Raw genomic sequence first — 12975 nt, 5'->3', positions numbered from 1 at the left:
AATTTTCAGGAATGAATCAGAAATCGAAATTAAGCTTAAAACCGAATGGGATCGTCCATGGCATGACGTTCTGCCGCTCGATACCCTGGCGGAAACCGCCTTTGCTTGGGTCGGCCCAGAATGCGCGCTCCGGATCGATACCAATCTTGGCCGCATTCCAAAGCATGATGTTCCGGGTGTACAGCGACAAACTCGCATTGCGGATCGAATTGAAAAGCATCGGGATTTTGTAAGTCAATGTGATTTCGCGCAATTTGACGAACGACGCATCGAAGGTTACCTGCTGGTTGAAACTCCAGGGATACATGGCTGTAATCGGCATGTATTTGGTACCGGCACCGCCCAACCACTCGTGGTAATTGCCATCCTTATCTTCCCAAACGCCGGGGATGAATGCACCGTCGCCGTCAGCTCCGAAACCACCGGTAGCGGCCGTGTGCCCTCCTACCCGCGGAAAGTTTCCGTTTTGCGGGATGATGTATTTTTCAGGATCCGATTTCAGTAATGCAACCAGCTGATCCGGCGAATAAAGGCTGCCCGGGATCAGGTTGTCGATCTGGCGCTGCGATTTCCAGTCGGATTCGCCGTAACGGTAGGTGAACGACATAAATTCACCGCCCTGGCGCCAGTCGAGGCTCAAACCGAGCGAGAAGCGTTTATAAGAAAGGTTAACCTGACCGCCCACCATAAAATCGGGATTATAGTTACCAACCTTCACGTTGTTCTGACGGCCACCGAGCGATTGCCAGTCCATATCACCGCCCTCGCCATCATACGCGATGATCGGCCAGCGGTAGTAAGGTGAGTTCGGATCGGTAACGGTCGCGAAACCGCGGCTATAAATATTACCGATTTGCTCGCCCACGTAGGTATACGCGCCCGCGCCGTTTTCACCCCATTGTTCTATAAACTGAAAACCGGTCGGTAATCTCTTCACCGTCACCCGGTTACGGCTGAAATTCGCATTCACATCGAGGGTCCAGCCATTGAGGTTACTGATAGGCGTACCGCCGATTCCGATCTCCCAGCCGCGGCTCACGAGTTTTCCGGCGTTGATATTCCTGTTCTCAAAGCCAGTAGCAAAAGAGGTGGGAACGGTAAAAATCTGGTTGGTGTTCGCGCGGTCGTAATAAGTAAGGTCAAAACGCAGGCGATTGTTGAACATATTCAGGTCCACACCTCCCTCAGTCGAAGTTGCGATCTCCGGCAGCAACGTCGGGTTGAGCAGCGTTCCACCCACGTAGGTGGTAACCAGGTTACCCCATGCCCCGGTTCCTAAATTGTTATACAACTGATATGGATCGGTATCATTACCCACCTGCGCCCAGCCTCCACGCAATTTCAGCATCGAAATATAGGATGGCATGTTGAAAGTCGTGCTGGCCAGCCAGCTGAGCGATGCCGAAGGATAGAAATACGAACGGTTCGATTTGGGCAAAGTACTCGACCAGTCGTTGCGCGCGGTCAAATCGAGGTAAAGCTGGTTTTTGAAACCAAATGACCCCAACGCGTACAAACTGTAAATCGACTTTTTGTAGCTGCTGTTCCCCACGATGCGGTTAGCAACGGGGATATTGGAAATGTTGTACAAACCAGGTACGGAAAGATCACGGCCTCCCAGGTTGGAACTGTTCCCTTTTTGCCGCATGATGTTACCACCCGCGGAGAGACTGATATCAAAATCACCGGTCTTGATCGTCTTCGTAACCAGGAAGTCGGCATTACCTTCGTTGCGGCCTACGTTTTCGAGGTAATATCCCCCTTTGGCCATGCTTTTATAGCTCCATGGAATTTTAGTCTCACGGTCCTCATCGTACATGTCATGCGAGTAGCGTACGAAAGCCGTCAAACCGGGAGCGATGGTCCAGTCGAGTTTCAGGTTTCCATACAGGCGGTCACGTGTGAAGGCGTTCGTGAGGTGTTTGGCAAGAAAATAGGGGTTATCCGTTTCACCCGGCGCGACCGTAAGCTGCTCGATCTCCTCGCGGCCTGGCTTCCAAACGCCTTTCAGGTCGCGCACATCGTAGCTTGGCGAGTAATACACCGCCTGCAATGGGTTACCGTCGCGCTCCGACGTCTGCGGGCGACTGTTGGAGTTCGAACGAACGAAATTGAGATTGGAACTCAATTTCAGGTTCTTCGACATATCGAACGTCAATGCCGAGCTCAGTGCATTGCGGTACAAGTCCGAATTCGGGATCAGGCCGCGGTTGCTCATATTATTGTATGAAATCCGGTAGGTAGCCTTGTCGGTAGAACCCGAAACGGTCAAGTTATTGGTAGAAGTGATTCCCGTTTGAAGGAAGTTCTTCATGTTATTCTTATACGATTTCAGCTCGGTCGGGATCTGTTTGCCATCCGCACCGACAGGTGAGTTCCACTGTATTTCTTTGTTACCCGCGTCCAGCGGCAGACCGCCCCAATAGGCCGATGATTCGTCCAACTGGAACGGACGCTCTCCATTGGCATATTTGTAATGCAAATCAAGGAAACGGTAAGGCTTTTCGAACACATTGGATGTCGAGAACGAAACACCCAGGCCCTTGCCTTTCTTACCCGACTTGGTAGTGATCAGGATCACCCCGTTACCGGCGCGCGAGCCGTACAATGCTGCCGCGCTAGGGCCTTTCAGCACCGACATACTTTCAATATCGTCGGGGTTAATATCGGAAATCGCGTTACCGTAATCGACCTTGTTGCCGCTCCCTTTTTCGCTGACGTTCGCGAGGCTGTTCGCCAGCGGCACGCCATCGACAACGAACAGGGGCTGGTTGTTTTTCAATGAAGCCGCACCGCGGATTACAATGCTGATCGACGAACCGACACCGCTGGTCTGGTTGATGGAAACACCCGAAACACGGCCGGAGAGCGACGTCAGCACGTTTTCGTTCGCCACGTTAGCCACCTCGCGGCCTTCTATCTTACCCACATTATAACCCAATGAGCGGGTTTCACGCTTGATACCCAAAGCCGTAACAACGGCCTCCTGCAAAGTGGCCACGTTTTCGGACAACACCACATCCACCACGCTCTTGCCGCCCACTGTCACCTCGGTGGTATTGAAGCCGATATAGGAGAATACAAGCACTGCATTTTTTGAATCCACATCAAGGGAAAAATCCCCCGTTGCATCGGTAGTGGTACCGATCTGGGTGCCCTTCACGAGCACGTTCACGCCGGGAATCGGCGAACCGTCGACAGCCGACGTAACTTTTCCTTTAATCCTGTCGGCCACAGGAAAGAGTGCATTTTTGCCCGGAACTTCCGCCCGGGCAACCATATCCGTGGCCGGCGGAACAGATAGACAGATTGCGGCCAACATACATCGTGCCGCCGTTTTCAGGGTAGCCTTTGGTTTCATAGTATTAGTATTAGGCGAGTAGGTAATAAATACAGTTGTTTTACACCGCTTCTAGTCCGGCAGGTTACGCCGTTTGTCCGACTCCTCAGCGAGCAACCGATTGAAGTACATTTCCAGCGCATCCGAATAGGCCTGCTGCACAGCCTCATCGTGGGTGCCGGCGAGCAATTCAGACAGTTCTTCCGCCGAAAGACGGTTGCTGATCAGCTTTTCAATCAATATTTGAGCCCTTGAAACTGACATCCTGTTGACTGTCGCGGTATGTAGAGGATACTTTACCACTGCCGCAACGGACTACTATGCGGATTATCTTTCGTGTTAAATAAATGTTACCCGGCCGACGAAAACCCCGTATTTCCAACGGAATGAAGGCGTTCCGGAACAAATACCCGTCAGCGGATACAGCATATCCCGCCCAAAACCGCTCAACTAAGAACAATCCAACTTTTACCCTTTCTAATATTTTAATCTATTATCCCGATAGGTAATAGGCGTTTTAATTCATTTTTAATACATTTACAAAATATTTAATAATACAAACTTTATAATAACTTCATATTAATCGATTTTACGGAATTTAATTTCCTTAATTCAAGTTTACAGAAAATCAATTTTAATATTCATTAGCCAAAAACAGGAGAAAATTTCAAAACAACAAAATCAACGAATCCTCACCAAAATACAATTCATGAAAACGAGATTTATCTACTTCATCCTGGTGACTTTATTGGCGACCGGGCTCGCCCATGGGCAGCAGCGGACTATTACCGGTACTGTCACCGACGCCAATGACGCCAGCGGCCTGCCCGGGGCGTCCGTTACCATAAAAGGAACGTCGACAGGTACATTGACCGACGCCAACGGTGGTTTCAGCCTTGATGTCAACGGCGAATCGCCCGTGCTGGTCATTTCATTTATCGGCTACGTTACCCAGGAATTACCGGTGGGTACCAGCGACAAAATCGCCATCGCCCTGAAACAGGACGCCAAAATCCTGAACGAGGTGGTGGTAACTGCATTAGGCATTTCGCGCGAGAAGCGCGCGCTGGGCTATGCCGTGCAGGAAGTAAAAGGTGAGGCATTACAAACGCGCCCTACCAATGCCCTGAGCGCGTTATCCGGAAAAGTGGCCGGCTTGCAGGTGGTTACCTCGGGTGGTAACATGGGCGGCTCGTCGCGCGTGTTGCTCCGCGGGATCAACTCCATTTCGGGTAACAACCAGCCATTGTATGTGATCGACGGCACGCCGATCGACAATGCGGACCTCAACAGCGCAGCGACCAGCGCGGGAAGCGGCGGCAAGGACGTCGGTAACATGATCCAGGACCTGAACCCCGACGACATCGAGAATATCTCCGTACTGAAAGGACCATCCGCAGCGGCACTTTATGGTACCCGCGCCGCAAACGGTGTGATTTTGATTACCACCAAAAAGGGCAAGGAAAACAGCAAGGTGAATATCACACTGACCACAGGCGTGGAGTTTGAGAATATCGTGCGCCTGCCGAAACGCCAGCAGTTGTACGGCGGTGGTTTTTCAAGCACTTTCCAGAAAGCGACCATCAACGGCACGGAATATAACATCGCCGAATATGCGGTGGACGAAAGCTGGGGGCCGAAACTGGACGGTACGCCTGTACTGCATTGGTACAACCTCGATCCCGAAAACACGGCCGAATACCTGAAACCACAGCCGTGGGCCTACCCCAAAAACGACGTGCATACCTTCTTCGAAACCGGCGTTTCGAACACCAACAGTCTTGCCGTGAGCGGCGGTAATGCCAACTCGACCTACCGCATTTCATTTACCAATAAAAATGTGAAAGGTACTGTTCCGAATTCATCCCTGAAACGTAACTCGATCAATTTCTCGGGCTCTACGACGGCGGGCAAATTCAAGTTTTACAATAACTTCAATTATATCAAAAACCAGTCGACCGGAAGGCCGTGGACGGGTGCTACCAACCGGAATATCATCCTCGAAGCATTCCAGTGGGGACAAGTACAGGTGGATTACGAGAAGCTGAAAAACTACAAACGTGCCGACGGCAGCCAGATCCTCTGGAACCGCTCGGGCTACCAGGATACCCCGGCGGGCGAGGCGGCGAAGTTTATCGATAACCCGTACTGGTCGGCTTACCAGAGTTATCTGGAAGAAAACCGTGATCGTTTTTACGGCAACGTAGGCGTGGTCTACGACGTGAACAGCTGGCTCAAACTAAGCGGAAAAGTGAATGCGGATGTGTACCAGTACCAATATCAGGACCGCATTGCCGTGTATTCGCGGACGCAGTCGCAGTATCAGGAGTACAACAACAATTTCAGCGAGTTCAACTACGAATTGCTCGCGTCGGCGACCAAGAGCTGGGGTGATATTTCATTGAATGTCAATGCTGGTGGCAACATTATGAGCCAGCGCCGCCGCATCAGCGACGCCGTTACACAAGGCGGATTAATCATTCCTGAATATTATAACCTGAAGAATGCGAGCTCGGTACTGGTGAATTCGAATGCTTATCGGAAGCAGATCAGTTCCATTTTCGGTAGCTTCTCACTGGGCTGGAAGAGCCTCCTGTTCCTCGACGGAACGCTGCGCAATGACTGGTCTTCTACCCTGCCATTGAACCGCAACTCATTCGCATATCCTTCGCTCACCACCAGTTTGATCCTCAGTGAACTGAACGGCGTGAAGGATATCAGCTGGCTGGATTTTGCCAAAGTACGCCTCGGCTGGGCGCAGGTGGGTAACGACACCGATCCTTACCAGCTGCAACGTGCCTATGAAGCGAGCCAATCGTTTGACGGGCTGCCTTCTTACAAACTGCCTGCACAGCTGAACAACCAGGCGCTGAAACCGGAGATTACCAGCTCGTGGGAAGCCGGTTTGAATATCCAGGCATTGAAAAACCGCGTCGGCCTCGACATTACCTATTATGACAATGTAAGCCGCAACCAGATCATCAACATCCCGGTGTCGTCGGCATTTGGCTATGACTCGAAGGTGATCAATGCGGGTAAGATCAATAACAAGGGTATAGAAGTAACACTCACAGGTACCCCGGTCCGCTCGAATGGTTTCGAATGGAATTCGAGCCTCAACTGGTCGAGAAACCGCAACAAGGTGATCGCACTGGCTCCGGGCATCAACACGTTCCAGCTCGCCAACAGCCTCGTTACGCTCGTGGCGCGTGAGGGCCAGCCGTACGGACAAATCCTCGGTAACGACTTCGTGTACGCGGCCGATGGCCAGAAGGTGATCAAAGCCGACGGTACCTACGAGCGGGCGCAGCAGCTTACCCCGCTGGGAAGCGTGTTGCCGAAATACCTTTTCGGTTTCCAGAACAACTTTACATACAAAAACTTCAACCTGGGCTTCCTCGTCGACGGACGCGTAGGCGGCAAGTTTTTCTCACAGACCTACAAAGTGGCGATGTACGCCGGTGTTTTGGATAAAACCGCTGCGAACAACGTGCGCGAAACCGGGGTGGTGCTAGATGGTGTGAAAGGTACCGTTACCTACAATGCCGACGGCACCTACCAGGTGACCAACACTACACAAAACGACACCCGCATTACGGCGCAGGCATGGGCTCGTGGGGAATATAGCGGCCCTACCCCGCAGACGATCTTCGATGCGACATTTGTGAAACTCCGCGAGATCACATTCGGGTACAACCTGGCGCTCAACAGCAAGGCTGTAAAACAGGTTTACTTCGGGATTTACGGTCGTAACCTGGCCAATATTTACACTGCCAGCAAGTACATCGACCCGGAGTTTACCAACGGCGGCGGCAATATCCAGGGCCTCGAAGGCGGTAACATTCCAGTGCCTGCCACGTATGGTCTGAATGTAAATGTGAAGTTCTAACCACCTCAAACTGAAAATTATGCAAAAGTTCATATATCAAAAAGGCATTCTAACCCTCGGCATCGGCGCATTGCTGGCCAGCTGCTCCGACAGCCATTTCGAGGACATCAACAAGGACCCGAACCGGCCGCAGAACGTGACCACAACCACTATCCTGCTCTCAGCCGAAAAACAGGTGATCGACAACATCCGCAACGAGAACAGCTCCCTGCGCGGCTCGCAGCTTTTTGCCCAATATTACAGTCAGAATATTTACAGCGACCAGTCGCGCTACGACATTCCGCGTTCGTATTCGGATACCTATTGGAGCAATGCATACAAGGCATTGAACAACCTCAACGAGATCATCAAGCTGAATACCGACCCGGCGACCAAAAGCATCGCTACCGCCGGAACAGCGGGAACCAACGCCAACCAGATCGCGATCGCGCGCATTCTGAAAGCGTATGCGTTCCAGAACCTGACGGATGTTTTTGGCAATATTCCCTATCAATCGTACGGCAACCAGGATCCCGAGTTTCAGGCATTGCAGCAGGAACCCGAGAACCTGAGCCCGGCCTATGCGAGCCAGCAGAAGATTTACCTCGACATTCTCAACGAGCTGAAAGCTGCCGGCGACACGCTGATCAAATATAAAACCGCAACGACGTTCGGTGCTTACGATGTGATCTACAAAGGCAAGAACGAACTTTGGGCCAAGTTTGCGAACTCCCTGCGCCTGCGTATCGCGACGCGCATCCGCAAGCAGCAGCCTGCCGAATCGAAAACGCATTTCGACGACGCCCTGGCAAAAGGTGTTTTCACTTCCAATGCGGATAATGCCGTGTTCAAATACCAGTCGCTTGCTCCGAACGAAGCGCCCCTTTACCGCGCAACGGTGACTGCGAACCGCAAGGATTTCGCCGTTTCGCACGTGATCATCAACGTACTGAAAGGCGAACTGGGAACCGTAAAAGTGCAAGATCCCCGCTTGCCGGTGTACGCCTCTAAAAATGCAGCCGGTGACTATGTAGGTCAGCCATACGGGCTTCCTGTGGCAGCGGCCGGGTTGCTTACGGCCACCGATGTGAGTCTTCCCGGCGCCGTGGTGAATGCGGCCAATTATGGAGAAGTTTTACAGGAATATGCCGAAGTGGCATTCCTGATTTCGGAATATAAAAACTGGGACCAGCAGGAGTACATCAATGGCGTGACCGCTTCCCTGCAAAAATGGGGCATTGCACAGGCTGATATCACCACCTATCTCGCCGCACTTCCCAAGGCCGACAAGGCCAATGTACTGAACCAGAAATATCTGGCGCTTTACACGCAGGGCGACGAAGCCTGGGCCGAAATCCGCCGCACCGGCTATCCCACCTTTCTGGTGAAACCCGGCGACGTCGTCTGGCGGCGTACCGTGGATGGCCAAACCACCGATTATAAATTCCAGCCGTTGTTCGGCGAAGGGGTGCCGCAGCGCTTGTATTACCCGCCGAAAGAGCAAAGTGTAAATCTGGCCAATTACCAGAATGCGGTGAAGGCGCAGGGCAATGACGATATCACTACGGCCCTATGGTGGAATAGATAAAAATCCATTATTTGTAAAAAAGGCTGCTCATTTAACGGTGAGCAGCTTTTTTTGTCTGATGTTAAATTTCTCTGACTTATCTTTGTGGTACAACTTTTATCTATTTGTAGAATAAGTTGTACTTAACAATTCTCCGATGAAAAATTTTTCCAACGATGACATCCTGAAAGTGGCGGTTTTGCTACCGGTGCTGGTGCCTATTTACCTCGCCTATGCGTGTTTCAAGGCGTTGAAAGCACTGCTCGAATTTCAGGACTGATCCGCCGGCAAGAACGAGGATTCATGCCAGGCAATCGCCGCTGAACGGATCGTAGCATTTACTCCACAAAGCTGTGTATCCGCCATCTACCAGTTCGAATTTTGCCGCATATTCTTGTTGGCGTTCAATTCTGTCAGCGGGATCGGCCACACATAATCGCGGCCGGAATTGAATTTCCGCTGCTCCACTACCACCGGTTTACCGATAGCCGGGTCCGCGGCATCATAGACCGTGCCGTTCAGTACCTTCTCCTCTATTTTCCAGCGGCGAATTTCAAAGAGCCGTTATCCTTATGCCAGCTCGACCTGCCGCCCGCGACGCACAAACTCACGCATTTTGATCCGGAATCCGGTCTGGGTCGATTGCGTCTGTCCGATCAAATCCACACCTGTGGTCGGGAACGGGCCCATTTCGGATACGCCACGGGAAATGTCCAGCCCGCCCGCGTATTTGTCCGGTTCGGGCAGATTCCCATTCCTGCCGGGCAGAGGTGTGGCTAATTTTGAGACATTCAAACGGGAAATCGTATTCAAACCATCGATCTTAAAAATCTCAGAAAATGGAAATCAGCCGTCAATACAGCCGCCGTAACTTCCTGGGCCTTGCCGCACTTACTTTCGCCGCAGCACAAATATTGCCTTCAAAAGCAATGGCCCATGCGAAAGCCCATCCGTTACCGGGTAGCACCACCTATACATTTGGAGAAATCAAACAAATAGAAGCGGGCGTGTTGGACATCGGCTATGCCGAAACCGGCCCGGTTAACGGGCAGCCCGTCATATTGCTGCATGGCTGGCCATACGACATTCACAGCTACGCCGAAACCGCCGAATTGCTCGCCAATGCAGGTTACCGGGTGATCGTGCCGCATCTGCGCGGACATGGGACCACCCGTTTCCTGTCCGACAAAACTTTCCGCAATGGACAGCAAGCAGCCGTAGCACTGGACATTATCGCCCTCATGGACGCGCTCAAAATCAGACGGGCCATCCTCGGCGGCTTCGACTGGGGCGCACGTACAGCGAACATTATCGCTGCACTCTGGCCCGAGCGCGTGAAAGGGATGGTGTCCGTCAATGGTTATCTGATCAACAATCTCGAAAAAAACCAGCAGCCGCTTTCACCCGTTGCCGAATGGGGCTGGTGGTATCAGTACTATTTCGCTACCGACCGGGGCCAGAAAGGCTACACCGCCAACTGGTACGACTTCAATAAACTGATCTGGAAAAACATCTCACCCAAATGGGCTTTCGACCAGGCGACCTACGACCGCTCAGCCGAATCGTTCAAAAACCCCGATTATGCGGCGATCGTAATCCATAACTACCGTTGGCGGCTGAGCATCGAGCCGGGCGAGAAGCAATACGACGAAATGGAACAAAAACTGTTCGCCGGACCTGCCATTTCCGTTCCGACAATAACGCTCGACGGCGATTCGGACGGCGTTGTTCCCGCAGGCGACGGCTCGGCGTTCGCCCGCAAGTCGACCGGCAAACATGTGCATCACGTGGTGAAAGGCGCAGGACACAACCTGCCGCAGGAAGCGCCGCGGGCATTTGCCGATGCCATTATCGAGGCCGACAATCTCGCAAAATGACTTTAAGCCACATTGCTTCCGCCCTTCCGGTTTTGCCGGGGGCGTTCTGCGAAACGGACGATTAACGGGCGCACGGCTACATCGAAAAGACGCAGCTTCAATACACGTCCGTGAACACGTTCCGGCGACGTATTTTCGAAAAGCTGAATATTGCCGACCGTAAAGGGCTCATGCGACTGGCCGACGCCTGCAAGCTCAATTGAACAACTTCCGGTGCTTTCCGCCCCATTCACTGAGCTGCTCGAAGATCGGACCGAATGCCGCTGCCATTTCAGTAAGCTCGTATTCCACGCGCGGAGGCACCTCGGCGTAAACCGTGCGTTTGACCAATCCGTCCTGTTCGAGCGCGCGCAACTGCAAGGTCAGCATCCGCTCGGTGATATAGGGAAATTCCTTTTTCAGCTCTCCAAACCGCATCTTCCCCTTTTCCAGCTTACTAATAATCAATATTTTCCACCTTCCTCCGATCTTGTTGACGGCGTAGGTCAGGTCACATTCCACAATGTACTTCTCATTGCTGGTATAGGTCGAATTCTGTTTTCTGGCAGCCATTACTTACACTTTTGTTAGTACCCTACAATTGGTTGTATAGCATCCAAAATTAGATGCTTCCAGCTACGTTTGCAACCAGTTTTTAACACATTCGAAATACAGTCATGGATTTGCATTTAAAAGGGAAAACGGCCATAGTAACCGGCGCCAGCCAGGGAATCGGCCGGGCCATTGTAAAGGAACTGGCCAGAGAAGGCGTGCGTGTATTTGCGACCGCCCGGAACGAGAAACTGTTGGACAACCTCAGGGAGGAAGTAGCGGCAGAGACGGGCATTACGCCGGTTATCTTTGCCCAGGATTTTATCGCATCGGATGGCCCGCAGCGCATCGCACAGGCTGCCAGGGCTGCATTGGGTGAGATAGATGTTCTCATCAATAATGCCGGACAAAGCCGCCCGGTAGCCATTACAGGCCCCGAACAGCCCTGGAATGATTCGATGGCGCTCGACTTCGACAGGCCACGGCAGCTCACCCAGGAACTACTGCCGCATATGATCGGGCGCCGGCAGGGTGCTATCCTGAACCTGACCAGCACTTATGAGCTCCGCAGCATCAATGTGTCGGCCGTTGCCAAGGCCAGCATGGCGGTTTGGTCGAAACAACTGGCGGCACAGGTGGGACAGTACAACATCCGCGTCAACACACTGCAACCCGGGCTTATCGACACTGCCAACATCCGCCCCTATTTTTCCGACGAAGAGCGTAAGGCATTTGCTGAAAAAGAAATCCCGATGGGTGATTTTGGTGTTCCGCAGGATATGGCCGACATGGCCGTGTTCCTCGTCTCTCCTCGTGCACGTTATATCACCGGGGCGGCAGTGGTCGTTGATGGCGGAATGCGGCATTATCCGTTTTAAAGCGGCTGACGCATCAACGGGAAACCGCCTTAAAACGATTGTCGGGAAGTACTGAAGAAAAGGCGCCAGTTTGGTACTGGCGCCTCCGTAGGAAAATTAATCTGCCGTTTGAAAATCGGTTTGCGTTACTATTTGGAATAAACACCAAATCATTTAAATATTGGTTATCAACGCCTTGACCGAATTCGGCCACATTGGCTTATTAATAGGTGGCGATAACTATGACCCTTCCCAAATATCAAATTCAACAACTAAAAACTTCCGACTACGAGGGATATCTTACGTTTCTTGAGGTAGCATATGCTTGCAAATTTTTCAGCTCAGAGCCTTTATTAGACTCTCGAAAAATACCTAAAGCCTAAGCAGTAAAGGTCCGTTTGCTTTTGAAAATCCAGCTGTTATTCCGCAGCTACAATCGTCTTCTCGTTCTCTGTTTGGGGTTTGCCGGTGGCATTCGGTTTCCCGGTACCAGTGGTAATCAGGTTGTACAGGCTGTCTTTGATATAGAAGCTCCAAGCGTCGCGGCAGATGTTGAAGCATTCGAACTCCGGTACGAGTCCCTGATGAGTCATGCGCAGCTGCGTCTGGTTGCCGACGCGGGTAATCTCAAAGACCACATGTGTGCCGGTCCACTCCTTTTCATCTTCGGTGAATTTGAAATAATTATCCACGATGAGCCACACTACCTTTTGGGCAGGAACTACTTCTACCAAACGGGCATGGCAGCGGTGCACATCTTCATAATGGTATTTGAATTCGTCGTTCAGGGCCGCCGTGTTTCCCTCAATCTCTTCGGACCACCATCCGCGAACATTGGTTACTGCTTCGAAAACCGCTTCCGGTGTCTGATCCACGAGGATCGTTGCGCTGAAATCTTGTGCTGACATAATCAAGTGATTTTAAGTGGATGAACA

General features: G+C 51.9%; 11 protein-coding genes. 5 read left to right on the top strand and 6 right to left on the bottom strand.

The features are described 5' to 3' along the window. Window positions 1–16: 16 nt before the first annotated feature. Together AC2YIT_RS19675 and AC2YIT_RS19670 are read right to left on the bottom strand one after the other, a co-directional pair. Entirely contained in the window at window positions 17–3361 is a 3345-nt protein-coding gene (locus AC2YIT_RS19675; protein ID WP_487280280.1) for a SusC/RagA family TonB-linked outer membrane protein, read from the bottom strand. A 51-nt stretch (window positions 3362–3412) separates the two neighbouring features. Further along, window positions 3413–3604 (bottom strand): hypothetical protein, encoded by a 192-nt coding sequence (locus AC2YIT_RS19670; protein WP_430849635.1) that lies wholly within the window; start codon window positions 3602–3604, stop codon window positions 3413–3415. Between the two features lie 445 nt (window positions 3605–4049). On the opposite strand from AC2YIT_RS19670, the gene AC2YIT_RS19665 reads away from it, so the two are divergent. From AC2YIT_RS19665 to AC2YIT_RS19655, 3 genes are all read left to right on the top strand, one after another. After that, the gene (locus AC2YIT_RS19665; RefSeq protein WP_487280279.1) at window positions 4050–7229 is read left to right on the top strand and encodes a SusC/RagA family TonB-linked outer membrane protein; all 3180 of its coding nucleotides are present in this window, start codon (window positions 4050–4052) and stop codon (window positions 7227–7229) included. 19 nt (window positions 7230–7248) lie between these two features. Next, on the top strand, window positions 7249–8796 hold the full coding sequence (locus AC2YIT_RS19660; protein WP_487280278.1) for a SusD/RagB family nutrient-binding outer membrane lipoprotein: 1548 nt from the start codon (window positions 7249–7251) through the stop codon (window positions 8794–8796). Window positions 8797–8932: 136 nt separating this feature from the next. Further along, window positions 8933–9055: a hypothetical protein gene (locus AC2YIT_RS19655; protein ID WP_487280277.1), complete on the top strand. Its 123-nt coding sequence runs from the start codon at window positions 8933–8935 to the stop codon at window positions 9053–9055. Window positions 9056–9141: 86 nt separating this feature from the next. On the opposite strand, the gene AC2YIT_RS19650 is transcribed toward AC2YIT_RS19655, so the two are convergent. Together AC2YIT_RS19650 and AC2YIT_RS19645 are read right to left on the bottom strand one after the other, a co-directional pair. Continuing rightward, the gene (locus AC2YIT_RS19650) at window positions 9142–9327 is read right to left on the bottom strand and encodes a RagB/SusD family nutrient uptake outer membrane protein (protein WP_487280539.1); all 186 of its coding nucleotides are present in this window, start codon (window positions 9325–9327) and stop codon (window positions 9142–9144) included. 18 nt (window positions 9328–9345) lie between these two features. Beyond that, window positions 9346–9588 carry a hypothetical protein gene (locus tag AC2YIT_RS19645; protein WP_487280276.1) on the bottom strand — a complete coding sequence of 81 codons (243 nt, stop codon included), beginning with the start codon at window positions 9586–9588 and terminating at the stop codon, window positions 9346–9348. Between the two features lie 26 nt (window positions 9589–9614). On the opposite strand from AC2YIT_RS19645, the gene AC2YIT_RS19640 reads away from it, so the two are divergent. Further along, window positions 9615–10652 carry an alpha/beta fold hydrolase gene (locus AC2YIT_RS19640; RefSeq protein WP_487280275.1) on the top strand — a complete coding sequence of 346 codons (1038 nt, stop codon included), beginning with the start codon at window positions 9615–9617 and terminating at the stop codon, window positions 10650–10652. A gap of 195 nt (window positions 10653–10847) precedes the next feature. Here AC2YIT_RS19640 and AC2YIT_RS19635 read toward each other — a convergent pair whose 3' ends face one another. Beyond that, window positions 10848–11204, bottom strand: a complete 357-nt coding sequence (locus AC2YIT_RS19635) for a winged helix-turn-helix transcriptional regulator (RefSeq protein ID WP_430849645.1) — start codon at window positions 11202–11204, stop codon at window positions 10848–10850. 104 nt (window positions 11205–11308) lie between these two features. Here AC2YIT_RS19635 and AC2YIT_RS19630 point away from each other — a divergent pair, with 104 nt between their 5' ends. Then, complete coding sequence (locus AC2YIT_RS19630) at window positions 11309–12061, top strand: SDR family NAD(P)-dependent oxidoreductase (RefSeq protein WP_487280274.1); 753 nt, start codon at window positions 11309–11311, stop codon at window positions 12059–12061. Window positions 12062–12459: 398 nt separating this feature from the next. Here AC2YIT_RS19630 and AC2YIT_RS19625 read toward each other — a convergent pair whose 3' ends face one another. Further along, complete coding sequence (locus AC2YIT_RS19625; protein WP_487280273.1) at window positions 12460–12948, bottom strand: SRPBCC family protein; 489 nt, start codon at window positions 12946–12948, stop codon at window positions 12460–12462. Window positions 12949–12975 lie beyond the last annotated feature (27 nt).

Source organism: Dyadobacter sp. SRI_021 (assembly GCF_057586235.1).
The sequence above is the reverse complement of the archived record's forward strand: the minus strand, read 5'-3'. Positions and strand labels throughout refer to the sequence as shown.